We start from the raw sequence: 23,646 nt of genomic DNA, 5'->3' as shown, positions 1-23,646 counted from the left end.
GGTCAACCTCGGAAATGATGGACCAGGCTCTCCTGAACAATCCGCCTCACTCTCCCTGGGATCCCACGACATCTTGTGTCCATATGCTCTTACAGCGCACCGTTAGATCCCAACGGGCTCGTCTGGCGCCGGTCCCTCCAACAAGATCGCGAAGCTCAAGTCCCATGCGGCTCGAGAAGGTGGAACCAAAATGGCACTTGCGATGATCAGAAGAATATCAACGTAGATACCAACAGATTGAGCGCGTGTTCGGTTTGGGGCGTGTGCGTGATGCTTGTGGGGTTATGAATGTATGATAATCCCACGCCTGCATATATTCCCGGAGCAAGACGGGCGGTATATGTTCCGGTGATTGCCGTGGTATCACGATGCGCAAGCTGGCCTTTAGCGAGAGCAGCATCCACCGCAAATTTGCTCCAGTTCGTCTTGCTAGCAACGATCGCAATCAGATCACTGGGCCGGCTATCAAAAGGTCCTTTAGCATAAAGACGAAGCTCGTAATATTGGCTGATCCTGTTGAGGTCAGGCGGAGCTCCCATGATAGAGAAGCCGCCATAGATGCCGCGAGACGGCAACCCAAGGGCGTCGCTCTGCCAGAGCTGCCTGTCTGCAGCGATGTAGTGAAAATGATTCCCAGTCTCCCTTTGATGCTTGGGGTCCGCCAAATTCGTGTAGCGGCTATTGTTCAAACCAACGCCCGCCCGCAGCCACGTCTCGGGTACGCCGGGAGCCGACTTGCTCTTGTAGCCGGCTTCGTCAACGAGAAGGGGGCCTGCATTGGCCGTGCTCCAGTTCAGGCCGGTGGGATTCTCGGTTATGTGGGAATAGGCACCATCTGGACTGATTGAGCGCTGGACGGAAACCTTGTTGTACAAGCGATCGTCAAAATTGTACTTCAAGTTGACCGCCGGCGTCGGCGTAGCATTGGTGCTCATCCCTGCCTGGAACAAGGCAGACATGTTCGATCCTGTAATCCCTCCGAACAATGTGCCGGTGAACTCATTTTGGTTTCTGAGGTAGCCAAGCTTGAGTTCTAGCGTCCTGTCGAAGAAAGTCTGGTAGTAGGCGAGCGTATTGATTCCTACTCGATCTGGTCCCGGGCGATCCCACGTCCAGTATTGCTGCTCGGCTCCTACGACAATCTGTCCGTCGGCAATGCCAAACCGGCTGAGATCGTAGGTGACGATCATGAGGTTTACCGACGCGAAGGTCGGATTCTGGCCCATATAGAGCTGGTTTGCGATAGTGCTTCTGGCCGCATTCGGCAGCTGGTTGTTTGCAATGCTGTTGTGTGTCCAGCCGATGTAGCCGATGCCGACATCTGCCAGAGCCGATCTAACGCCGTCCTTGTCCTGATCAATCGTGTCCGCAGGGCCAGGTATGTTGAACCACAACCCTTTTTCACGCAGCTTGTCGTACCTTTCGAAGGGATCGATCGTCTGTTGCGGTCTCGTCTGAGCACCCCTGCCCGCGTTGCCGCGCTTCTCGAAAGGCAATCCGAGACCTGCTGCTGGAGCCGAGGCAGAAGCGCGGATTTCCTGACGGATCAGGTCGGTCGGGAGCCTTGCGGCCCGATCGGGGGTCTTTCCTCTTTTGCCGGCCTGATCCACGGAGTAGCTACTCGGATCAAACCTACTAGCGGTTTGTGCCCGTACGGAATTGCCGACGAGACAAGCCCCTAGCGAAAGCGCGATAACAAGCCAAAATTGCTTTCCCCTGTATTTCAAATTGAACGAAAGTGCTACCGTAGCCGAGTGTGTCCGAGGCGAGCTCGTCGCAAGTAGGCAATCACGCGTGGCGTACTTCGGGTCAATGTCTGCCGGAGATGAATAGATTGAACTGCGGCCTGATTGGCCAGAGTGAGCTCCCGGCGTTTGCGCGTCCGAGGGCGAGGGGGACGATCCAGAACACGATCTATCCGAAGAGGACCACTCAGGTTTCCTGAACCTCTCACCCCGTGGCACGACGATGATCTGGTTCGAAACTTTTCTGGTGCATAAGGCCGGTGCGCCGAGGGCCAGAGCAGGGCGCTGGCTCGGCAAATGCTCACGACGAGCGCGCGGGGGCTTGCTGTCCTGGCCAATAAAACATTGTGAATGTCCGCCCTGCTCACTGTGAGTCTGGCGGTGTCGCGCGTCTGCATCGAAGGCGACTTTCTCGACGAAGCGGCAGCGACCGGCAAGCAAGGCTCTCCGTGCAAGAAGCTTGGATTCACGAAGCGCTTGAGCGGTATCGTTCTCAGCGAAACACAAGACAATAGCCGGGCTTGAACTTGCTCGCGCGCCAACCTCACCACAACACCCATAGTGATGGCCCAGGAGACCGGAGGAATCAGCTATCGAGCAGCTTTGGCGAGTATCGGCGAACCGTTGCTGGCTGCGGTGAGCGCGGCACAACCCGTCCTGCATCCGAATCCTTGACGTACGCGGCGTTCGTTGGTCACCCTTGCCACGAGCCCGTCATCTCGAACAATCTGCCGAAATTGGTAGTTGACCAGGTACAGTGCTTGCCGTTCCAATCGGCCATTGCCGCTTGGCTGATCAGCCGTTGCCGCCCCGGATGAGGTTGCTGGTCCGGCAAGAGGTGGCTCCATCGAACACTCTGCAGGAATGAGTGGACGGTTTGCATTCGTGCCGCGGGTAAGAAAATCGCCAAGGTTCTCCTGAATGACGAGAAACGGCTGCGCCATCGCCGGCGAAGATGAGCACCGCTGCTCGCTGGTGACGCTATCATGGAGGACGCGCGCAAATTGGCGCGTTGCGTTCCTCAAGAAGCAGCGTTTCATAGGAGCAGGGTGGCCGATCGGGAAGCTCGGCAAGAGTGATTTATTGTCGGCGCTCGCAGCTCCTGGAGCGCGCGAGCATCGCAGCCTATCGCGTCGACGAAGCAAGCCTGCTGGAATGGGATCTTGAGCGAGGGACAATGGACTTGATGGATCAAGCGGCCGCTTCAGACTTGCGGCCGCTTTTGCGCGGGCCGTCAAGACGGATCCTCCCGGTTTTGGTGCTCCCGCTGGTCCTCGTTGGCTCGTGTGCTGCTGGCGCCTGGCTTTGGGCTAACCTTGAAGCCTTTGTCGAGACGCCGGAAGCTACAACGATGAGCCTGTCACTGGAGGACAGGGCCTCCTTGTTTGAGATAAAGTGGGCACAGCAGAAAACCGGAGATGAGATCGCAGTACTCAACAGCCGGATCAACGCTCAGCGGGATGACCTCAAAGGGATCCTGGATCAGATCACCATTCTGGTTTCGCGGATCGATTCGCTGCAGAGATTAACACCTGTTCCTTCTGCTGCTTCCGAGCCTCCTTTGTCGCCAGCCCGGCCTGCTTCGAGCGTCGCCAGGAAACGCTTCGGGCGGTCCAAACCACAGGGACCCGTTTCCGTCGGAGGCGCGCCAGTGATCGCCGCACCGAAGACAGCCGAGCCTTGAGGTCTGAGACGCGGCAGGCGTGGTCGAGTCTTCAACTGTGCTCGATGAAGTGGCCCGTAGGGTCGCAAAGCGGCCTCCGGCCGTAATAACCCGGAGCTTGTGCGGGCGCCGTCGTCTCCAGCGGCATGTAGTGAGGCTGTCACTATCATCGAGAGCACTCCAGGGCAGGTGGTGCAGACGCACTTTCCGCATGATCTTGCCGGGGCCATGAACGGCGCGATGCTGCGCATTTCCTTTAAATCAGCTCTCTTCCAATCAGCCCTCGTCAGTGTTGAGATCATATCTGAAAGGTCGTGTCATCACACCAATCTGGCGTGCCTGCCCGATGGATTCTTCGGATCGCCCCCGCGAACAGCTTAGACGTTTGGGATCTGCTCACATGCGTGGCTTAGTTAATAGGGATGCGGTCGAGATAAGTGTCGAACGCGGCAGCAACAGCGCGAACGACAAACCGGTGCTCCTGCTTGACCCGAATAAATCCCTCTTCAATGTCTACTACCCCATCTTCTGCAAGCATTCCCAGGCGGTCGGCCGAACCGAGAAGAGGAATCGGATCAAATCGGTGAGCAGCACAGATCGCTGGTACGTCGGCCTGCAAATCGCACATCAGACGCTCGATGATTGCGGCGCGGAGGCGATCTTCGGCGGTGAGACAGTAGCCTTTTGAGGTTGCCAGGCGGCCAACCTGAATGTGTTGGTGATAGGAAGCGGTTGCGATCTCGTTCTGGACGTAACCGTCGCGCAGACGGCCGATGGCTGACGGACCGAAGCCGATTACGGTTTTGCAGGTATCAGCCGAATAGCCCAGAGAGTTGCGGCGCAGCCGACCAGCCTTCTGGGCCAGCGCGAGCTCGTCATTGGGCAGGGCGAAATGGTCGAGCCCGATCTGGCGGTAGCCGGCCGAGACCAGCGTATCTGCAATAGCCGCGGCTTGCTCAGCGCGGGCGACATTATCCGGCAGCGCCGTCTCATCGATCTGGCGCTGACGTTTCATATAGGAGGGGACGTGTGCATAGCCGAAAACCGCAAGCCGGTCTGGCCGCATGGCTAGAGCCGTTCGCGCGGAGTCAACGCAGGACCGCACCGTCTGATGCGGCAGTCCGAAGAGAAGGTCGAAATTGATGCGCCCTATCCCATGCTGGCGAAGCCTTTCGACGACAGAAGCCGTCTGTACCTCGCTCTGGACTCGGTTGACCGCCCTTTGAACCACGGGGTCGAAGCTTTGCACGCCTATGCTCGCGCGGTTGATCCCCGCCGCTTGTAACATTTCGACCATCTCGGCCGTGACCCCACGCGGATCGACTTCTATGGCGATGGTAGCTGATTTACTGAACGCAAAGCAGCGGCGCAGGAGTTCCATCAAGGCGAGAAAATCGCCCGGTGCAATGGTGGTCGGCGTCCCGCCGCCGAAATGCACGTCGTGCACCGGCAGAGCGCGTGGCACTTGCTCTGCGACCAAGCGTATCTCGTCCCGCACTGCTGCCAAGTAATTGCGGACTGGTCGCTCGCCGCGCGTGAGGCTTGTAGGAAAACCGCAATACCAACAGATAGAGCGACAGAACGGAACGTGGATGTAGAGCGATACGGGCTCGTCGGGAGGCAGCCGCCTCAGCCATGTCTCACAAGTCTTGGCACCGACCATCGCGGAGAAATCCGGTACGGTTGGATAGATGGTGTACCAAGGCAGGCGAGCATCGCAATACTTGTTTAGAAGGGAGGTCTGCAAGATTTAACTTTCCCATGCTCAACAGCATGAAGCTGACCGATGTCGTCAATTGTGTCTTTGCGTTATGTCAAACGTAGTGGTTTCTGAGATCTGGTCTCGTTTTTCGATGTTACTGCCAACGCGGCTTAGGGGGCAGAGCAAGGAGTGAGAGCCGCTCGTTGGCGATTATTTGGACGTTTAGGTATGAATTTTCTCGTCCGAGCACGGTTGAAACGGCTAGAGAGCCGGCGCGAGCGATCAATCGCTCATCCGAGGGCACGCCGGTTCGCATCCGTTGACGGCCCGTCATTTTTGCGACCAACACAGGGACTTGTAGGTCTCACCAAGAGCAGCTCGGCTTTTCGATCTTCAGACCGGTTTTTTAAAGCAAAGCCGATTGGTTTGCTCACAGAGTTCGACGGATGCCTTCGTCAAAGGCCGGCGTGACACAAAAGATAAGTTGCTTGCTAGATGAGAGCGCGAGGAGCGCAATAGCACAAAATCTGACGCAACGCGCGATTCAAAGTCCTTTAGCGCCGCCGACGATAGCCTTTCTTAATCTCTAGTATCGAACGCATAAGCCTCAATTCCGCCACGCTGGTTGTCTCATTGCCACAAGCATCATCACGGATGTACTGATGGTGTTGGGGCGACCCCAGCGCACTTTCAGCCCCCCGGCGAAGTGCGTCGGGGCGCCTTGGTTCGGCGGCGTGTCGTCCCTGTCCAATGCAGCTCACCAACTCACAACGACTTTGGACGTCTGCTGATGGCAAGCGAATCCCGGCCAGATGCAATCGGACGGACACTATCTGCATTAGTTTCTATTCGGCTTCAAACTGGGTTGTTTTCTTTTTACATCGGCTTTGGAGCTATCGATCCCTGCCAGATCGCGCATATCTATTCCGTTAGCCTCCATTTGCGTCGTATCGATGCGATGCACCTGCAGCTCTCAGCTTCACATAGACCGCCTGGTCAGGTTGTCACTATGTTCTGATGCTGCGAACTGGAGCTGCCATGCAGGAGCCGACTACGCTTCATACCCCTCGCGCGCCGCGCCGACATTGACCCTCCCGGCAACTAGAAAGCGCGAACGGGAGGTGATTAGGAACGGACCGCTCGGCTCATGACGATCAGCTGGGATGCACGGGGTGATCCGCCCCATCGCCGCTGGACCCGACAGCTTTTCGTGTTCGCGTTGGCGGCCTTCAGAGTTAGTCAAGGCGCGCGGACAGTCATAAGCTGCCGCCTCCATCATGTTGCACCCCGATCTGACCGTGCTGGATCACCTGCCGAACCACGAAAGATGGGAGTTGAGACTTTCAAGCGAGAACCAATTGGATGCCGGCAACGAGCATAACGGCAACGAGGATAAATCTGATGCCCGCTGGGTTCAGGCAGTTCAGGCTGACTATCGTTCCAGCGACCGCACCCGCCAGCGCGAAGATAGCGTAAAGAACCAAATCCGGAGAGGGAAATTGGCCGCTGAAAAGAGCTCCGACGAATCCGACTGTGGAATTGGCCAGAATAAAGGGGGGTGATAACGCGACGGTCTGCTTCGGTGATGCCCAATTCAGTGTGATGAGCGTCGGCGCGAGGAACACTCCACCACCCACGCCGGTCAGGCCGGAAACCAGGCCAAGGGCCGCGCCAATGCTCACGATTGCCGTGAGCGGAGTTTCACAAACACGATCAGCCGCGCGTCCCCGCTGCATGATCATCACGGCGCTCGCCAGAAGAAGAACGAGCCCGGTCAGCGTCTTATACATGTGGTCATCGAGCGCAATCAAACCGCCGGCAAGCGACGCTGGCACGGACGAAAAGAGAAGCGGGCGCAGGATGGCCCGGTCAACGACCTTGTTGCGGTTGAAGAGCCACGTAGAATAAGCCGCAACGACAATGTTGAGACCAAGTGCCGTCGGGCGCATCTCTGTCGATGACATACCAAAAAATGCCATTAGCGAGAGGAATGCAGTGCCACCAGCCTGGCCAACGCTCGCATAGAGCAGTGAGATGATCGCGATGAGCAGACAAGCCATGCTTCACCGATCTTGGCGACGATCTTCGCCTTTTTCCACCGAGCCCATCATGAGTCGCGCAATCAGGTGCGGTCTGACCGTTTTTCTGCTTGGGGACGGATCTACCCGCTTCGCCGGAATAGCTGGGCAAAGGTCCAGTCTGTTCAAGTTCCTTTAGCGAGTGCCATGTTGGGACCCTCCAATCAATTGCCGTACTTGGTACTTGACTGGCGGGAATAGGACTGTGTTGCGCCCTGAGGAAGCAGCACTCGACGGGCCGCCGAGGTGAGCTGCATTTCTTGCTGTAACTTACCTCGTGTCGCGTCTCGCGACGTGCTGTCGGCTTTCCGCATGTCATGAATGCTTCGACGGACCTACGTCGCGCCAACCATGCGCGTTCGAAGCTCTTTCTGGTCTGTTTTTGTGAAATCAGCAGTTGGTATGACACTTGCTAGTCTGGCGCGGGTCGTCTCCTGCTGGAGAAGCGCATGCAAAATGTCCTCCGCATCAAGCAGATCTCGCAGTTACGAGTATCTATCGTTGCGCCGTTAAGGTGGCCCCTTTCTGCACGTTCGGTACGTTTGCGCCAGGCCTGCCGGACGGATTCGATGAGACGGCGCACAATGATGCGGGGAGTATGGCTTCTGCCTCGACTGTTCCGTGTTGCTCATCGATCCCGTCTCCGGCGCCGTCGCACGGAGAAGAATCGGCGAACGGTTAGCGATGGCAATTCGCAAGATTGGGAAAAGATATGAATCTCGTATTGTTCGTCCCTAAGCAAAGAATGGATGCTCACAGGACGCTCCTCGCGTCCCGCGCCGCCAAGCCCCTCGAGCTTAGCCGTATCGCGCAGATCAGAGCCCAGGATCTCGTCGTGCTCGGCCTCGAGATAAACCAAAGCGTCGTTCGGCTGCGTTCTCTCGCCATGCAAGCTCAACAGAGCCAAACCTCTAGGCGGCGGAGCTGTTTGGAAGCTCAGTCCGGGACCCGCGGACCATAGGGGCCGCCATGATCAAACGGGACACCGTTGGTTTGGTATCGATGGCATCATCCTTCAACACGGATCAGGGGCGATGATTTCCGATTTGGCCAGTGCGTTATCGGCAAGCTGGACCGATCACTTCAGCTCAGCCTCGGAGACAGGGATGATGGCGCTATATCTGGTGGCGTTTGATGGGATCATGCCGGCGCATTCGGCCGGGGCGCAACGAATTCGTCCAATGGCGTCCAGCATAGCGCGAGCGCTCAGACTGGACGATTAAACTAACCCTCGAGTTCAGCTCATGGACTGGAATTTGGCTCGGCCTGAAGCAAGCGCAATCGAACACGATGAAGGGGAGCTTGATCGTCGTACTGAAGCGCCCAGCATGGACCTCTTTAGCTTCACCGAATGCGCTAACCAGACTCATTCACTCAGAGCACTATTCGAGCTTCTTGTAGGCTGTGCCACGAGGGAAGGCTTCGGTGAAGTTGCATACGGCGCTCTCAACTTCGTTGAGCCACTTCGGCTGGCGGAGTATCCACCCCCGACTGTGGCTGTGAAGTGGCCGCCAGACTGGTGCGACCGATACTTCAAGCGCAAGTACCATACTATCGATCCGGTGGTCCGGCGTACGCCGATGCTTTCGCGGCCGTTCTTGTGGGATCAACTCGCCGACGCCTATCAGCTTCAACCGGACGAAAGACGCGTACTTGACGAGGCGAGAGAGGCCGGGCTGAAGCATGGCATGAGCGTCCCGTTGTTTGGCCCGTTGGGTCGGATATCTGTGGTGTCGTTTGCATCTGCGTTCGATGATGCTGATCCTCAGGATCGCATCGGGCATCTCAACGCGCTGGCCTGGCAGTTTCACACCGCCTATGGCGACATCGCTCGTCCCTGCGATAATGGTTGCGACAGAAAAGTTGCACTGTCGCCGCGGGAGACTAGTTGCATGCGGTGGGTGGCAGAGGGGAAGTCGTCATGGGAAATTGGGAAGATCCTGGGAATCAGTGTTAATACAGTCAACTTTCATGTCAAGAACGCAATGCGAAAGCTGGGGGCAGCCAGCCGGATTCAAGCGGTGGTTGTGGCGGTTCGCCTAAATGTTCTTTCAATTTGAGAACGGGACACTAGCAGTCAAATCGTGGGATTCCAGCTTCTGACATAGTGCATGGCACCTTCGGCGAGCTCGCAACAGGCCTTGGAGCAAGTCCGTTATCTCACGCTGCGTGAGGTTGTGGGACTTTCACGAGAGCGATGAATTCTCGAATCGACCTGGCCTGTTCCTCCAGTGTGTTGGCGGGTTCTCGGCCACACTCCACCGGGCCTCTGGATTCCATTACTCAGACGAGCGCGCACCTGGTGCTTCGGAACTGATTGGGGCCGGCAGGGTGAGGAGCAGCTGAGGAAAGAACCCCGACCGGGGGTCGGGGTTCCGATTCATGCGACCGCGTGGAGGTCTCTATTTGGCAAAGGGCGAGCCGAACTTATAATTGAGTCGCGCCGTGATGAGATCGACATCCTGGTGCACGCGATCCGCGCCAAGAGCCGCTGGGAAGCTTATGTTACTGCGTTGCATGAACAAGTGGTTATACTCGACGCCAGCCGACCAGTTTGGCGTGAGGCTGACTTCGGCACCGGCGCCCAGCACGCCACCCCAACGCACATCATCGTTTTTGCCAATCTCGGCGCCAGTAGCCACCGAGCTGACGTGATAGATGTTGCTCGTCACTGCAGCGCCGCCCTTGCCATAAAGGAGCACAGCATTGAACGCGTATCCGATATGGCCCGTGAGCAGACCGAATGCATCTGTCGTGGTGCCAACGGTGTCTGCCGGGAACGCGGTGCTGACATTGGAACCATTGAAGTCGGCCCAGTTGCCCTGACCTTCGATGCCGTAGACCATGTTGAAGATTTGCCAACGATAACCAATCTGGCCGCCAATGGTCCCACCAGTCGAATTATGGCAGCCCTCGGGGGTAACACCATTGAAATCCCAGCAGTTGCGGCTCGTTCCCCAGCCACCATTGACGCCGATATAGTAACCGGACCAATCGATGATCGGGGCTGCGGCTGGCAGCGGTACCGCCTTGACCTTTGCAGGTTGCTCCGCCAAGTCGGTGCCGAATGAGGGAGCGGCGGCACCGAGTGCGCCGATGCTTGCAGTCAGAATGAGAATCTTTTTCATTCGAGTGTCGTTTCCTTTCGGTGCCCCCCGGTGCCGTGCGTTTAACAATATGAACGCGAATTGCTGTAACTTCCGCACAACATGTCTTCGAAAGAAACGAGTCCAATCGTACGCCGCGTTAGATTGTGGAGCGCGCAACTTGCCATGCACTGCCTCGACCGAAATGCTGGGGACGGGACACTGGTCGCTTCGCGCAGATGAATCTTTGAATACGATCCGTTCATGATGGCCTGTGACGGGACGCAGTGCTACGAGCTGTTTGGCTCTCTCTTTCGCGACTAGCGACAAAGCCAGGCTGCGCCAACACGTCCCGGGCGTGCTCGTTCAGAGAGTTCGGCAAATGAAGACCGCTGATCCAGAACGCGTCTCCTGCGACCAGGCTCACTTCTCCGGCAGGACGATCGTGCTGCCGCTTGCAATCTGAGTGATACGGCGATGATCGATCGCAGGCTTGGACCGCTCTGGCTCAGGACCTATCGCAAGTTTAGCACGATGTTCCTCAACCTCGTCCTCGATCGACGGGTGTCAAGGAGCCGATGCGGCTGGGCTTGACGAGGCTCTTGCTTGAACTTGCGGGACCTCGTGCCGTGCCAAAAGTCAGGAGAGGAAACGGTATGGGTCTTCCTGGCGCCAGCGAATATTAGGGCGGCTGTCCCGCCTCGTCGCCGACTTGCACTAAAGTCTAGGTGGCTGGTCTGGGGTCACCATAAGAGCTGCATTAGGCGATAGTCGTCGCGAACGTGCTCCTCTTCAACGGGCTGAACATGACTGGAGGGGTAGCTCCACCACGCTCTGCCCCGGTGTTTTCCGCCGCATAAGGTTCCCAAGACCCTCAACAAGCCAAGCTTATGTGGTAGTACGGGTTCAGGCGCCTATTGCTCGGTCGACCGCGCCAGCTCAGCCCGCAAGTTGCGTATCGCCTCGTTAGCCAGATTCAACGTATTCCGTTCGCCCTTCTTTATCGAAGACTCAAGGAAAGTGCACAACCGGCTATGTAGGACCGTCTTGCGATTATGCGCCAGCAACGGATCCTTCTCAACAAAGCGCCAGGCTTTATCAAATGCGACGCTCACGATAGCATCTTGCATCTGCTGATCCATCTCAACACTCCACGCCGTCCTGATACCAGGAAGTACCTTCGCAAAAGCAAACCGAGCGTCTGTGGCTTGTCCCAGCTAGAGGCATCAGAGCCGCAGTACGCTCGGACATCGAGCTGTTCTCGATGTTCAATGAATTTACAGATGTTTGTTGAAGTTCCGATGACCCGGCGTGTCGGATTGCCAGGCGCATTCGAATAATTCTGAAGCGGCTGAAACGAGCTCGCGCTGTTCGCGCGGCTTTGTTGCCGAAGTGCTCTTGTTGCTCGGTATCGGTCGACAATTGAGGCTCTTCTTCCTGCAAACGGAAGATCGCGCCATGCCAATCACGAGTACAGCCGAACATCGACGAAAATGGATCGTTCTCCTCCTTTCCCAGTCTCTAGCTAAGACGCGTTCACCGAAGCGTGTGGCGTTTTCCGGCCACTGCTGGTTTGCTTTCTGACATGTGTCCGCGGGGCCTCGTTCTTTGCTCGACCCTTCGCGCCTCCTGCTCTGGGTGCGGGCTCCCGCTTTTGAGCGTGGTGGCGAACGGTTGTGATTCGGGAAAGCCAGCGGAACCGGCTCGCTTACGGGACGGTAGCCCATAAATTCCGAGTCGCCGATCCCTGGCGCGTACGACCGTCGCAGTCAGCCCAGCGATAAACGTTCAATAAAAGCGGCATAACCACAGAGAACCAAATGATATCTCAGTCTACTGTTGCACGTGACAGAATTAGTTTCGCGATCTTCATTTGATTAGCGGGAGTTCGGAGCACTTCGGGTAATGCCGCCACGGCCTGATCGAAAAGGCGTCCCAAAATCTGAAGGTCTTCTGGGTAGTAAACGCCACGGTCTCGCGAGAGCCGCGTCGTTTGCTGGTCGCGGGCGGGGTCCCCGGTTTTGGCGTCCCCGAGCTGCCCGAGCTCCAGTTCCGCCATGATCATTTGGTTTGTCAGGGCGTTTAGCAGTCGGACCGCTTCGAGCTCGCTGCCTTCTTCGCGTACGAGGGCGGCCACGAGGTCGAGTTGCAGGTCGATGCGATCCTCGAGGTCCTCTGAGCGTGAATTGGAAGGGTCAAGTTCCACGGTGTTTGCTCCGGTTAGTTAAATGCAGGAAGCAGGCTGAGTAAGGTTGTGTCGTGCTTTCCCAGCCGCGAGACCGCAGACGCGGCGAATGAACGAATGGCTGCTGCACAAGCCAAGGTGCGCACGCGCGGTCGCCGAAGGGAGAGGGTTGCAGGCATGTGCCGCGAAGAGAGCGCAAAGGCGGAAACGGCCAGAGAACGCTGTGAACTGTCATGTGATTCGACCATTGAGCCGATCCAGCGCCTCGACAGTCGCAGTAACTCCAGCCGGCGGCGACGCCGCGATGACGGCAAGTCGAGAATTGCGGCTCAAACTGCTGCACGATTGCTTGTCGCCTGACATAGCAATCCAGACGTAACCGGAGGCCTTGCCAGGCAGAGTGCCACAAAGAGCGTTTGGCGCTGGGCGAAGCTGTTGCTGAAGGCGCGCCGTCAGCTGCTCCAGACCGGTCTCGTCATCATGCCAGACGTTTATGGCCCAGCTCATGCCAGGCAACCCAGAATTAACATCCGCTTCACATGTCTGCGGTTTCTCTCTGCATTCGTTGACAGGCGATGCCTGGCCCGGCGAGGGGGCGGATCGACTCCTGGAAGCGGGGCGCGATAAGAGACAAGACCGGCAGATCGCGTCCACCCGTCGTTCCGGTGGCGAAGTAAGGATTGCAGAGAAGGGATAACCGCGCCGGGATATGGTCGAAGAGGGCCGGCGCATAGAATGAGATAGGGTAGCGTCAGTCTGTAGAAAATGGGTGCGGGAGCCGCCCGTCGACGTAGACTGAGGACGCGAGCAGAGTGAGAATCCACGATCACACCACGTGTAGGGGTGGGCAGTAAGATCGCGAGGCTTGTCGCATCACACCGATCGACATCAGTGCCTCGTCCTGGCCGGAGAATAGCGTGGTCAGATAGCCAACTGCACTGCTTTGTTTGGAGGCCGCAACAGCGTCGGATCGTCGGCGCTGCCCGCCTGGTCAGGGAAAAAAGTGCAGTCTGCACCGGTTTAGCGGACGGTTCGCCTGCCCCAATTCTATGCAGCGCACGCATTTGCCTCGGCCAAGCAGTGTGCGTGAGAGTCGATCTTCCTGGAGGGCCTTAGTATGATTGCAAAGGAGGAGGCGCCAGCGCGACAGATTACGCGCCAGACGTTGCGATTAGCGATCTGACCGCATTTACGCCGCTCGTGCGTCGATTCCAAAGATTGATGGCTGTCGTTGGCGAAGCAGCCACGAGAACCTTGAAGCGCGCTGCGACTATGCTGAAAGTAAAATGGGTTCATTTCTCAAACGACATCCGTGGAATGTGCCTTCCGGAAACCGGCGATCGACTTATGGGTATTTGGCTGAAATTGGTAAAATCGAAAGTGTCGATGGGATGCATCCAGTTCGTGGATCGCGGACGGGCGTAATCTCACCTCTTACATCGAAAGCGGGTCAGTTAGTTGCTTCCTGCCGGCTTGGTGCAGTGAGCTTATGGCCTCTTAGACGAGCTTGCTGATTCGTTGGTGACTGGCGGCCTAGAAAGGTCACAGCAGCGAGCGCAGGCGAATACCTCTAAATTGGACTCCAGATCTCACGAAGGTCAAAGAAACTCCTCGATCCCCATAAGCCGAAGGGAGGGTCATAGAGTCTCGCCCGGACTGTCCGACCAGCTCAGGCCTCCCGCAGATGCAGGATGAGCTCAGAGCAATCGCAGGTCTTCATTGAAAAGGTCCGCGTGACCAAAGCGGACGAAGAGCGTTCGGCCGCGGATAAGCTGATAAAGCGGTTCGCAGACAACTTAGCCAAAGCCGTCCCCAAAATAGGAGCGCGAGGCGGTCAGATATCGCCGCCATTGAGGCTGACGGTCGCCTTTGCGCCCGGCGCAACGACAACCAATATGGCAACCAGCCTCGGATAACCTCAGTGCGTCGGTATACTTGCCACGCATACGATCCCCCAACGCAGACATTATCCGCCGAAGCTACCGAGAATTTCAGCTTTAATTGCAGTTGCGGTGTACAGGGAAATCTCCAGCGGTAGGTTTCCGAATGCAAGCTGGCAAAGCAAGTAGTTGGCACCCGCCACTTCCATCTGCTGGAGAAGGACCTGTCGGACGGAAGCCGGCGTTCCAACGACGCACAATTCGCTCTCAAGTGCTGCATCGAAGGTCAGCGGAAGGGCGGGCGGTGTCGGAATGGCGTTAAGCTCGTAAAGAAACTTAAAGCTTTCCAGCCATCGGCGATACGCAGTTTCGGCCGCCGCATGAGCGTCCTGATCAGACTTCGCAATCACGACCATGCGGGCCAGCCCGAGAAGTGGCTCGCGGCCGTGTGCGGCTGTGTTGTGGGGTCGATGGGAACGGTAGGCGTCCGTAACGTTCCGGACAGCGCAGGCGGGGCCTATGCACGCCAGATTGGCGCCATTTGCCGCGGCCCACTGCGCCGACTCCGCCCGATTGCTTGCGATCCAGATGGGCGGAGATGGACGTTGATGGGGCCTCAACGCTAAGGGTACGTCACTCAACTCGAAGTGGTCTCCCTGATAAGATAGCGTGTGTCCCTTCAGCGCAATATTCAAGATTTCACTGGCTTCCGCATAACGACTTGGTGCAGCGTCTGCACTGATGCCGAAATAGCCCCATTCAATCGGCTGGGAACCGCGGCCTATCCCGACCTCGAGCCTGCCGCCGCTCAATTGATCAAGCATGCAGATCTCTTCGAATGCGCGCAATGGATGATAAAGGTTGAGCAACAGTACGAGTGGACCGAGCCGTAATCGCCGGGTGCGCTGCGCGACACTTGATAGGAACAGGTGCGGCGAGGGCCCTCTGCCATGAGGTGTGCAGTGATGTTCGGCCAGGTGATAAGCGTAGAATCCGAGCGAGTCGCAGACCTCGATCAGCTTGAGACGATCTTCATATTGTCGTGCGGCATCTTGGCCGTCGTCATCCAAATGGTCGAAAATGCCGCACCTTAGTCTTGAAGAAAGGCCACTCTTCACTCGATCAATCTCCGATTACGGTCAGATGGCGGGTCCTGGTTGCTTCGTGCCTTTGCGCTCAAAGAGGTCTCGTTCGTCATTTGACCGGTCAGGCCGTTTTTCTTTGAGTGCGTGGATCTGGGCTTGCACCACGTGAGCGGGTGACGAGAATGCGAAATGCCGTCGCCGCGCCGTCGATAGACGTCCGCGAACGCCTCCAACGGCGAGTTATGCTCGACCAGAAGCATCGTTACTCGCTTCAGAGGTCCTGTGCCTCGCGAGCCAGATCAGCCCGGCACGGCTACTATTTGTCTATCATCGGACGTAGCGTCTCCGTCAGGGCGACGTCGGGTAGCTCTGCAAGCGCTGCAACGAACGCGAAAAACGCTCCGAAGGCTGCAAGTATGAGAGAGCTTGCGAGTATCGCTTCTCCGATCTGAGCGCGTCTCATTATCCGTGTCGCTTTGGCTTCGGGGAGATGGCGATGACGCCAATCAGTTCTGCTCGACAGTTTCAACACGGCCCTCTCGCCAACGGTAAACCAGAAAGCCAGGAGCCGCATTGTCTCCCTTTCTATCGAACCGGACTGGGCCAATCACGGTATCGGTCGGCCGTGAACGAAGTGCGCTAGCTACGCGCACAGCATTGAAAGAACCGGTCCGGTTCACCGCCTCTGCCCATGCTTGCACGGCCGCATAGGCGTAAAGCGTGTAGCCTTCAGCGGACAGGTTGGAAGCTTTGAGTGCGGCCACCACGCCGGCCGCATTGGCATTCCTGGCGGGGTCCGGCATGAAGGTAAACAACGTGCCATTTCCGGCGCTGCCTGTAATGGCCCAGAATTCAGAGGTCATCAAAGGATCGTTCGCCATGACCATAAGTTCCGCTCTTGCTTCTGACGCCTGGCGTACAAACAATCCGATTTCGGTATGATACCCGCCGATATAGGCGACACGCACCCGTTCCTTCTTCATCCTTGAGACCAGCGCCCTGTAATCCTTTTCACCGGCTACATAGCTTTGCCGAATGACTTGTTCACCGAATCTCCGAAGCTGTGCTTCAACGACGTCGGCGATACCCTTGCCTGCGGTGCTCTTGTCGTCGAGCACTGCGATCTTGTCGTTAGGGAAGGTCCGGTGAATATACTCTGCGGCAACGATGCCCTGTTGGTCGTCGCGGCCGCAGATCCGAAAGACGGTGTCAAGGCCCCGTTCTGTTAGCTGAGGATTTGACGAGCCTGGTGACACCTGAATGATGCCTGCTTCGGCGTAGATCTCGGAGGCCGGGATCGACGCAGAAGAGCAAAAATGGCCAACCACCAACCGGACCCGCTCTGTTGTGAGCTTATTCGCGACTGCGACAGCTTGCTTCGGGTCGCACGCGTCGTCGGCGACAGTCAATATCACCTTGGTATCGAGAAGTAGGCCAGAAGCGTTCAACGCCTCGACTGCCGCAGCTGCACCATCGCGCATTTGTGCGCCGAACGCAGCGCTGCTTCCGCTCATTGGGCCAGCCACGGCAATATTGACGTCGGAGCCGCGCGCAACAGAGGCGAGGGCGCAGAAGAGAAGCGCGACACTCGCAGCAGGCGCACAACGATTTAACATTGTAGAGCTCCCAATGTTCACCTGAGGTGTATCCGCCGGCAGCTGTGATCAGGCGTGTATACACGGTGAGATTGTCTGTCAAAGCGAAGCTTGCGTTGGTCGCCAGATTGCGACCACGGTAGAACTTACAATTTGACGTTAGGTGCGTTTCAAGACCGTTTTGAAGGAGCCTCGACGGTGCATCAGGGAGCGCGGATTGACGGGGTCACGACGACTGTCCGGTTTAGTCCATAAAACTGTTGGCCCGCATCAGAGCCGACGAGCGCCTATCGGCAATGCCGTGCGGAGCCGGCCAGGAGGACGTCAGTACGGCTGATCCTCCAACCCGCCAAGGGCCAGATCAAGATATTGCATGAGGCAGGGGTCCCAACCAGCCAGACTACGGGGGGCGCTTAATCGTGCAAGTACCTTCAGGATCATCGAAACGCGTGAATCGGCGCCAGCGATTTCGCCGATCAGCAAGCGTGCTGCAACTGCGACAGCCTTTGCCCGCTCGCCGCAAGGATGCTCGCCTCGATCCATGCAATCACGCAGGTCGTCGCGGATCCGCCGCCACCGCTCCTCGCGATCTGCAGCTAACTTACAGGTGCATCGGGACGTCTGATTATGCGTCTCGACCCGCGACATGGCATTGAGGGTGGCAGGCAGCTCATCCACACTTACCTGGATATCACTGTCGATGGTCATGTTGCGCAAGCGATCTCGCAGCAGAGTTGCTCGAGCGACTTGAAGTTCGATCCGTTCTAAATGTTTGCGCAGAAGATCGGTAAGTGAGGTCGTGCCCTCCATAGCTTTACGGATCTCGACAAGGGAGAAGCCAAGCTCACGTAGCGCTCGAATTTGGTGAACCCGTTGCACACTTTCGCGGTCGTACATCCGGTGGCCGCCGTCAGTACGCTCTGAAGCTGCTAGGAGCCCGGTGTGTTCATAATGATGCAGCGTGCGTACCGTTACTCCGGTCGCCTCTGCAAGTTCGCCAATGCGCCATCGACGCCTTCGTGGTGTAGCTTTGCTCATGTTGTTCATTTCAAAGCCTACAACCTGACGTCACGTGTGATTCAAGCTATTTCAAAGCTCTAGCTGGATCGTCTTCCATTCCAGCGCGAGACTGGTGACTATCCTCAGAATGGCGTGGGATCAACCCTGAGGGGAAATGGTGATCAAGAAGTTCGTCAGGCATGCCAGTTGAGCCTCGCTAGCCGCTGTACGCTCCAGGATGAGTTTGGCGATTGCTGTGCGATTTTCCGGACTTCGCATCGATGGGGGTAGCGCGGTGATCGCACTATCATAAAGGCGTCCCAGGACGGAAAGCTCTTCCGGATCGAATACGCCGCTGCATTTCTCCAAGTTCAGCTCCTTGTTTGTCATTGCGTCATGGCAGCGCACGTCGTCAAGACGTTTGGCTGCGATAGGGCCAAAAGAAGTCAGACCCGCGGCGCGGAGCGACGGAGATGCGATGTGCTCCCATGTGATGCGACAGGGCAACATGCGTGCGCGATGCTTGCCTCGACGGCGCAAGAGACCGTGGTCATCTGCATGATCGATGACCATCACGCGCACGGTGCGCGATGGTACGGCTTCCGAAGAAGCACAAGCGTCTCCGCTCTTCGAGAGCCACTGCTGATTCGGAGAGTTGACGAGGGCAGCCCAGCGCCGCTTCTGCTGTATCGACAGCAGGTGCGCCCGGCGGGCGGTGCAACGTACGTCCCTGTCTCTAAAACCAGGCCAAGAGTCTGACCCGCCGCTCGCACGTCGAGCCTATTGCCAATGTGCGGAAGACGTACGCAACATCGTCATGATAGCCGTCTGTTGCGATGATCTTTATAGAGCGAACAAGAATTCGAGCGCGGCGAGCCAAAACTGTATGCGTTGAGACATTCGTTGGGATATGAGGCTCGCAGATCTTACGAATGTCCTTACGACAACGGCGAGGCAGATCGTGCGAAATCTCCGGGAGAATCAGCCCGTTCCGAAGTGCAGATGATGGAGGCCTCTTGCCCAGTTGCCATGCGGATAGCTTCCTGCAACAATATCTCTCGCATCCACAGGCTTTCCGGGTCGCTATTGTGAAGCATGGGCCATTGAACCGCCTCAGTGAAGGCGGGAAATGGCTGCGGGAGCTCCGCAATGCGAAGGGGCATTGTTCTTTGGAAATGCTTTACGAGCCTTAATGGCATCGTCCCTATGCGGTTGGTGCCCACCAGCAGGGGCGGGATCATGCTGAAGCTCTGCACGAGAATGTCGATACGCCGATTGAGACCTAAATCGAGTAAAAGGGATTCTTCGACCCGCGTCTTGCGCGCGCCTTTGACCTTAACCGCAACGTGGCCCATCGACATATACCGATCAAATGTAAGCCCCCGTAGTAGTTGGCTGTTCGTGGAGCAACCTACGCAGACGAGTCTCTCCTCGAATAGGGTTGCCCTGGGGTGCGCGCCGGACATGAATAATTCCGGCAAGATAATAAAATCGACTTCGCCGCGGCGGAGAAGCTCATCGTGCTCATCGGTGAGCGCGACCAGTTCGAAGCTGACGGCCGGTGCTTCTCGCGCGACACGCTCCACGACATTTCGGAAGAATACGACTGTCATAAAATCAGAAAGGCCGATCCTGAATCGCCGGTTCGATCGAGCTGGATCGAATACGTCCCGCGCGATAATTGAAAGATCGATGTGCGTTAGAGCCTCGCGTACAGGGGCTGCGAGTCCTTCCGCGCGCGAGGTCGGGACAAGTTCCCGCCCCCTCATCCCAAACAGCTCGTCACGGAAGTAGGATCGCAGCCGGGCAACGGCTGCGCTCATGGCCGGCTGACTAAGATTAATCTTGCGGGCCGCTGCGCTGAGGTTGCGCTCAGTCATTAGAGCATCCAGCGCGACGAGAAGATTTAGATCCAGACCTTTGAAACGCATGTCTTCTTATCCGGCACGAACGTAATTGGGCGCATACACCAAGCGATGACGGCTGCGTCTGGAGAGGTCCTTGGCTCGCACGAATGGACATCGTTTCCATCCTACGACCGCGAAAAAGACGCTCGTGCAATGACCGCAACAATGGAGAGGCAAGGCGGTAGTCCGGCCAGCAGCGGCCGGAAGCCGTCAGAGTCCCAAAGATGATCGGTGTCCCGGTTCCGGCGACCCACGCGACAGGACCCGGCCGGTTGGTTAATGGCAGATCAACCCAACGTCCGGCCAGTGCCGTGAGTTCGCCAAAGCGTCCAGTCGAGAGCCGCCTAGCGCAGCTTTCATCACGACGGCCAACCTACAACCTGACGCAGTGTGTGGTTCAAGCGATTTTCTGCGGCAAGCCAAACATTATTGTACTGGAGGAGGTGCCGCGATAGTGCCGGGCGTCGCCTGTTTGCGGTGCAAGCGCCTCATCTGCGAGGTCACCACGCTCACGACACGGCAAGTCTTCGCAGCCGATCGCCCGTCGCCGGCAGCTTGGCCTCAGAGACGTTGAAGTGACGAAAGCGGCCGAGTAGGTCGAAGGATTGTTAGCGTATTTGGAACGTGCCGAGAGTGGCTTACGGTGAGCCTAGCAGCGCCTGCGAGTTGGAGGCTCCTGATGCTCAGATGCCATGTTGGATGCTTCCTCCAGCAATATCCGCCGCATCCAAATGCTCGCCGGATCGGTATTGTGGAACGCAGGCCACTGCACAGCCTCGGTGAATGTGGGCAGGGCGAGCGGCGGTTCGACGATCCGCAGTGGCATCCGCTTTTCGAAGTGTTTGGCGAGTCGTAAGGGCATTGTGCCGATACGGCCTGTGTCTAACAATATGGGCGGAATCAGGCTAAAGCCCTGCACAACGATCTCAATGCGTCTCTTGACGCCGTGCTCAAGCAAGAACCACTCTTCGATGTTTGGTCTGAGCGCCCGTCCGAACTTCGCCGTAACGTGCCCCATCGAAATGTATTTCTCGAATGTCAGCTGCCGCGATAGCTGCTTGTTCTCGCGGCATCCGACGCATACGAGGGTCTCGTCAAACAGCATCGCCTTAGGATGCGCGCTCGACATGAACAGCTCCGGCAGAATGAGAAAGTCCACCTCGCCCCGGCGGAGCAGCTCATCGGGTTCATCGGAAAATGGCAGCAATTCGAAGCGCACCGCGGGAGCTTCCTGCGCAATACGGTCCACAATTTTGCGAAGAAAGACGATCGTCATGAAATCGGAGAGGATGAACCTGAAGCGTCGGCTCGACTGAGTAGGGTCGAACGCGTCCCGCGATATGATCGAGAGTTGGATATGCAGCAGGGCCTCGCGCACCGGACCTGCAAGCGCCTCCGCGCCAGGTGTCAGGACGAGCTCGCGACCTCTCATGGTGAACAGTTCATCGCGGAAATAGGTGCGCAGCCGCGCGATCGCAGCGCTCATAGCGGGCTGGCTCAGGTGAATTTTGCGCGCCGCCGCTGTGAGGTTGCGCTCCGTCATCAGAGCATCGAGCGCAACGAGAAGGTTTAGATCAAGTCCCTTGAACCGCATGTTGTAAGTCTATCCATCGTGTGGATGTGTTCCATCGGAACAATCGATTTTACCAAATTGCTGGACGTTGGATAGCAAACATCAGTTTGCAAAAGTAATCAGGCATACCACGATGGCTGCGGCTCGCTCACGCTGGCTCAGAGAAAAGCTCCTGGACGTGCGAGCAGCCGGCGCATCCGCTTCGGGGGCGGCCATGGGCGCCCCGTGCGAGCCGCGTCGCTTCGTCTCGATGCGAAAGTCGCTCGATCGAGACGCCAGGCAGATCTCCGTAAACCTTGGTATGCGTGTTTCATCCGTTTCCATATTGCAGGTTTACCCGCGTACACTTGAGAGCGCGTTCAGCCGCGTTCTAGTGTCGGGAAATAGCGGCAGGCGCAGATTGCGGATGCCCAGTCATTCAGGCAGCTCTCCAAATGGCTCGCCTGTCCACCGCATTAAGGGCGTGTCGAAGATGTATAAGAACCAGTGTGATCTGATGCCACTCGGCTGCGCCATCGATGAGGCGCCGCGCATCGAAGGCCTGCCCGCAGACGCCAAAACGTCGACAGAGATGTTAGACGAGGCCGAAATGCTGCGTGGTGCAGACAGGATCTGGCTAGTCCAATTGCCTCACCGGCATCTTCCGGCCTATCTGGCGCAGGGCATTGGCCGGATGACGAGCGCGAGCCATGAGATCGCTTCGTCGCGAGCGAAGGCGCCTGGCGCGGTGCAGGCGAGGAGTGCCGCGCTCCGAGGGGCATGGCAGCGCATTTCAGTATTGATCAGCGGTTCGGCGACTAGCGAATTCGCGTGACCATCTCCGCTCATAATTCCACTGGCGCAAGGAAGCCCGCCATGAACATTGCCGCATCCCGGACTGCGGGAGCCCCTACTGCGCGCGCTCAAGTGCAGTGGAGCCTCCGCTGGGAAAGCGAACTGCGGCTCTCTGATCATGCCGAGCTCGCCGAGTTCTTCCGCAAAAGTTACGGGCCGACCGGTGCGTTCAATGCGCAGCCATTTGAGGGCAACCGAAGTTGGGCCGGTGCAAGACCTGAGGTCCGCGTAATCGGTTACGACGCGCACGGGATAGCTGCTCACGTCGGGCTACTACGCCGTTTTATTAATGTTGGAGGGGTCGATCTTCTCGTGGGCGAACTGGGGTTATATGCGGTGCGCCCGGATCTTGAAGGCCTGGGAATTAGCCAGGCAATGCGCGTGATGTATCCCATGCTGCAGCAGCTTGGGATTCCATTCGGCTTTGGCACGGTTCGGCCTGCGCTTGAGAAACATATGACCCGGCTGGTCGAAAGGCAGGGGCTCGCCACCCTCATATCTGGCATTCGCGTCCGCTCCACGCATCCGGATGTCTATCCCAATTTGTCGCCGATCCGCATCGAAGACGTGATCGTGGTGGTTTTTCCGGTTGGACGCTCGATAAGCGAGTGGCCGGCCGGGACGATCATCGATCGGAACGGGCCCGAGTTATGAAAGAGCTTTTCCCCCTATCTGCTGTCCGTTGTGACTACGCTGACGTGAGTGGAAGTCGCCCTGTGTATTTGACCTTTGATGATGGGCCAAATCCATTTTGCACGCCAGAGGTGCTCGATGTGCTGGCGCAACATCGGACTCCGGCGACGTTCTTCGTGATCGGCACGTACGCGGCCGAACAACCTGAGCTCATTCGACGAATGATCGCGGAAGGGCACGAGGTCGCGAACCACACGATGACGCATCCGGATCTATCCAGATGCGGACCAGCGAAGATACGCGATGAAGTTTTGGCGGCGAGCGAGGCGATCCGTTCGGCGTGCCCGCAGGCCTCACCCAGGCACATGCGAGCACCTTACGGCATGTGGACACAAGAGGTGCTCGATGTGTCAGCGAGCGTTGGTCTCACAGCTGTGCACTGGTCGGTCGATCCGAGAGATTGGTCCCGCCCCGGGGTTGCTAGAATTGTGAATTCAGTACTGGCGAGCGTTCGCCCGGGTGCAATTGTGCTCCTGCACGACGGATATCCTCCTGATGAGGAGCGACCGTGCACTGATGCCACGCTGCGCGATCAGACCGCCATCGCGCTGTCACATCTGATCCCGGCGCTACAACGGCGCGGGTTTGTAATCCGTCCACTCCCTCAACTTCATTGAAAAA

18 protein-coding genes are annotated in these 23,646 nt (G+C 57.5%); 6 read left to right on the top strand and 12 right to left on the bottom strand.

Annotated elements, in window-relative coordinates:
- Nucleotides 1–206 precede the first annotated feature (206 nt).
- On the bottom strand, nt 207–1,610 hold the full coding sequence (locus tag XH96_RS32235) for a carbohydrate porin (RefSeq protein ID WP_244553847.1): 1,404 nt from the start codon (nt 1,608–1,610) through the stop codon (nt 207–209).
- Between the two features lie 486 nt (nt 1,611–2,096).
- Here XH96_RS32235 and XH96_RS32230 point away from each other — a divergent pair, with 486 nt between their 5' ends.
- Nucleotides 2,097–2,270 (top strand): hypothetical protein, encoded by a 174-nt coding sequence (locus tag XH96_RS32230; RefSeq protein WP_167380986.1) that lies wholly within the window; start codon nt 2,097–2,099, stop codon nt 2,268–2,270.
- Nucleotides 2,271–2,922: 652 nt separating this feature from the next.
- Nucleotides 2,923–3,429 carry a hypothetical protein gene (locus XH96_RS32225; protein WP_194389519.1) on the top strand — a complete coding sequence of 169 codons (507 nt, stop codon included), beginning with the start codon at nt 2,923–2,925 and terminating at the stop codon, nt 3,427–3,429.
- 388 nt (nt 3,430–3,817) lie between these two features.
- On the opposite strand, the gene hemN is transcribed toward XH96_RS32225, so the two are convergent.
- Together hemN and XH96_RS32215 are read right to left on the bottom strand one after the other, a co-directional pair.
- Nucleotides 3,818–5,155, bottom strand: a complete 1,338-nt coding sequence (gene hemN / locus XH96_RS32220; protein ID WP_194389518.1) for an oxygen-independent coproporphyrinogen III oxidase — start codon at nt 5,153–5,155, stop codon at nt 3,818–3,820.
- Nucleotides 5,156–6,453: 1,298 nt separating this feature from the next.
- On the bottom strand, nt 6,454–7,170 hold the full coding sequence (locus XH96_RS32215; protein WP_194389517.1) for a sulfite exporter TauE/SafE family protein: 717 nt from the start codon (nt 7,168–7,170) through the stop codon (nt 6,454–6,456).
- Nucleotides 7,171–8,516: 1,346 nt separating this feature from the next.
- Between XH96_RS32215 and XH96_RS32210 the strand changes: the two genes are divergently transcribed.
- Entirely contained in the window at nt 8,517–9,248 is a 732-nt protein-coding gene (locus XH96_RS32210; RefSeq protein WP_194394346.1) for a LuxR family transcriptional regulator, read from the top strand.
- Between the two features lie 342 nt (nt 9,249–9,590).
- Here the strand turns inward: XH96_RS32210 and XH96_RS32205 are convergent, their stop codons facing one another.
- The 9 genes from XH96_RS32205 to nodD1 all read right to left on the bottom strand — a co-directional run bounded on the left by XH96_RS32205 (nt 9,591) and on the right by nodD1 (nt 21,519).
- Complete coding sequence (locus XH96_RS32205; RefSeq protein WP_194389516.1) at nt 9,591–10,316, bottom strand: outer membrane protein; 726 nt, start codon at nt 10,314–10,316, stop codon at nt 9,591–9,593.
- An 872-nt stretch (nt 10,317–11,188) separates the two neighbouring features.
- The gene (locus XH96_RS32200; protein ID WP_027562761.1) at nt 11,189–11,416 is read right to left on the bottom strand and encodes a hypothetical protein; all 228 of its coding nucleotides are present in this window, start codon (nt 11,414–11,416) and stop codon (nt 11,189–11,191) included.
- A gap of 686 nt (nt 11,417–12,102) precedes the next feature.
- Nucleotides 12,103–12,480 carry a NolY gene (locus XH96_RS32195; protein ID WP_092217728.1) on the bottom strand — a complete coding sequence of 126 codons (378 nt, stop codon included), beginning with the start codon at nt 12,478–12,480 and terminating at the stop codon, nt 12,103–12,105.
- 1,945 nt (nt 12,481–14,425) lie between these two features.
- Complete coding sequence (locus XH96_RS32190; protein WP_194389515.1) at nt 14,426–15,457, bottom strand: LLM class flavin-dependent oxidoreductase; 1,032 nt, start codon at nt 15,455–15,457, stop codon at nt 14,426–14,428.
- Nucleotides 15,458–15,930: 473 nt separating this feature from the next.
- Nucleotides 15,931–17,040 carry a branched-chain amino acid ABC transporter substrate-binding protein gene (locus XH96_RS32185; RefSeq protein ID WP_194389514.1) on the bottom strand — a complete coding sequence of 370 codons (1,110 nt, stop codon included), beginning with the start codon at nt 17,038–17,040 and terminating at the stop codon, nt 15,931–15,933.
- Between the two features lie 303 nt (nt 17,041–17,343).
- A complete protein-coding gene (locus XH96_RS32180; protein ID WP_194394345.1) occupies nt 17,344–18,057 on the bottom strand; it encodes a MerR family transcriptional regulator in 714 nt (237 codons plus the stop codon).
- Nucleotides 18,058–18,177: 120 nt separating this feature from the next.
- Nucleotides 18,178–18,594 carry a hypothetical protein gene (locus XH96_RS39365; protein WP_371739902.1) on the bottom strand — a complete coding sequence of 139 codons (417 nt, stop codon included), beginning with the start codon at nt 18,592–18,594 and terminating at the stop codon, nt 18,178–18,180.
- A gap of 362 nt (nt 18,595–18,956) precedes the next feature.
- On the bottom strand, nt 18,957–19,949 hold the full coding sequence (locus XH96_RS32170) for a LysR family transcriptional regulator (protein WP_194389513.1): 993 nt from the start codon (nt 19,947–19,949) through the stop codon (nt 18,957–18,959).
- Between the two features lie 625 nt (nt 19,950–20,574).
- Nucleotides 20,575–21,519, bottom strand: coding sequence for a transcriptional regulator NodD1 (gene nodD1, locus XH96_RS32165; protein ID WP_194389512.1), 945 nt, complete (start codon nt 21,517–21,519; stop codon nt 20,575–20,577).
- Nucleotides 21,520–21,970: 451 nt separating this feature from the next.
- Between nodD1 and XH96_RS39360 the strand changes: the two genes are divergently transcribed.
- Genes XH96_RS39360 through nodB form a run of 3 tightly spaced genes read left to right on the top strand, consistent with a single transcriptional unit; the run spans nt 21,971 to nt 23,642 of the window.
- A complete protein-coding gene (locus XH96_RS39360) occupies nt 21,971–22,312 on the top strand; it encodes a hypothetical protein (protein WP_246789823.1) in 342 nt (113 codons plus the stop codon).
- A gap of 41 nt (nt 22,313–22,353) precedes the next feature.
- On the top strand, nt 22,354–22,986 hold the full coding sequence (locus XH96_RS32155; protein WP_194389510.1) for a NodA family N-acyltransferase: 633 nt from the start codon (nt 22,354–22,356) through the stop codon (nt 22,984–22,986).
- Nucleotides 22,983–23,642, top strand: coding sequence for a chitooligosaccharide deacetylase NodB (gene nodB, locus XH96_RS32150; protein ID WP_092217721.1), 660 nt, complete (start codon nt 22,983–22,985; stop codon nt 23,640–23,642). Before XH96_RS32155 ends, nodB begins: the two co-directional genes overlap by 4 nt.
- Nucleotides 23,643–23,646 lie beyond the last annotated feature (4 nt).

The sequence above is a fragment of the Bradyrhizobium sp. CCBAU 51765 genome (assembly GCF_015291725.1).
GTDB lineage: Bacteria > Pseudomonadota > Alphaproteobacteria > Rhizobiales > Xanthobacteraceae > Bradyrhizobium > Bradyrhizobium liaoningense.
The sequence above is the reverse complement of the archived record's forward strand: the minus strand, read 5'-3'. Positions and strand labels throughout refer to the sequence as shown.

What these genes read in the sequence shown, in the direction of transcription:
- XH96_RS32230 (WP_167380986.1), top strand. Translation starts at nt 2,097, where the DNA reads ATGTCCGCCCTGCTCACTGTGAGTCTGGCGGTGTCGCGCGTCTGCATC.
- XH96_RS32225 (WP_194389519.1), top strand. Translation starts at nt 2,923, where the DNA reads ATGGACTTGATGGATCAAGCGGCCGCTTCAGACTTGCGGCCGCTTTTG.
- XH96_RS32215 (WP_194389517.1), bottom strand. Translation starts at nt 7,170, where the DNA reads ATGGCTTGTCTGCTCATCGCGATCATCTCACTGCTCTATGCGAGCGTT.
- XH96_RS32210 (WP_194394346.1), top strand. Translation starts at nt 8,517, where the DNA reads ATGGACCTCTTTAGCTTCACCGAATGCGCTAACCAGACTCATTCACTC.
- XH96_RS32205 (WP_194389516.1), bottom strand. Translation starts at nt 10,316, where the DNA reads ATGAAAAAGATTCTCATTCTGACTGCAAGCATCGGCGCACTCGGTGCC.
- XH96_RS32200 (WP_027562761.1), bottom strand. Translation starts at nt 11,416, where the DNA reads ATGGATCAGCAGATGCAAGATGCTATCGTGAGCGTCGCATTTGATAAA.
- XH96_RS32185 (WP_194389514.1), bottom strand. Translation starts at nt 17,040, where the DNA reads ATGTTAAATCGTTGTGCGCCTGCTGCGAGTGTCGCGCTTCTCTTCTGC.
- XH96_RS32180 (WP_194394345.1), bottom strand. Translation starts at nt 18,057, where the DNA reads ATGAGCAAAGCTACACCACGAAGGCGTCGATGGCGCATTGGCGAACTT.
- XH96_RS32170 (WP_194389513.1), bottom strand. Translation starts at nt 19,949, where the DNA reads ATGCGTTTCAAAGGTCTGGATCTAAATCTTCTCGTCGCGCTGGATGCT.
- nodD1 (WP_194389512.1), bottom strand. Translation starts at nt 21,519, where the DNA reads ATGCGGTTCAAGGGACTTGATCTAAACCTTCTCGTTGCGCTCGATGCT.
- XH96_RS39360 (WP_246789823.1), top strand. Translation starts at nt 21,971, where the DNA reads ATGTATAAGAACCAGTGTGATCTGATGCCACTCGGCTGCGCCATCGAT.
- XH96_RS32155 (WP_194389510.1), top strand. Translation starts at nt 22,354, where the DNA reads ATGAACATTGCCGCATCCCGGACTGCGGGAGCCCCTACTGCGCGCGCT.
- nodB (WP_092217721.1), top strand. Translation starts at nt 22,983, where the DNA reads ATGAAAGAGCTTTTCCCCCTATCTGCTGTCCGTTGTGACTACGCTGAC.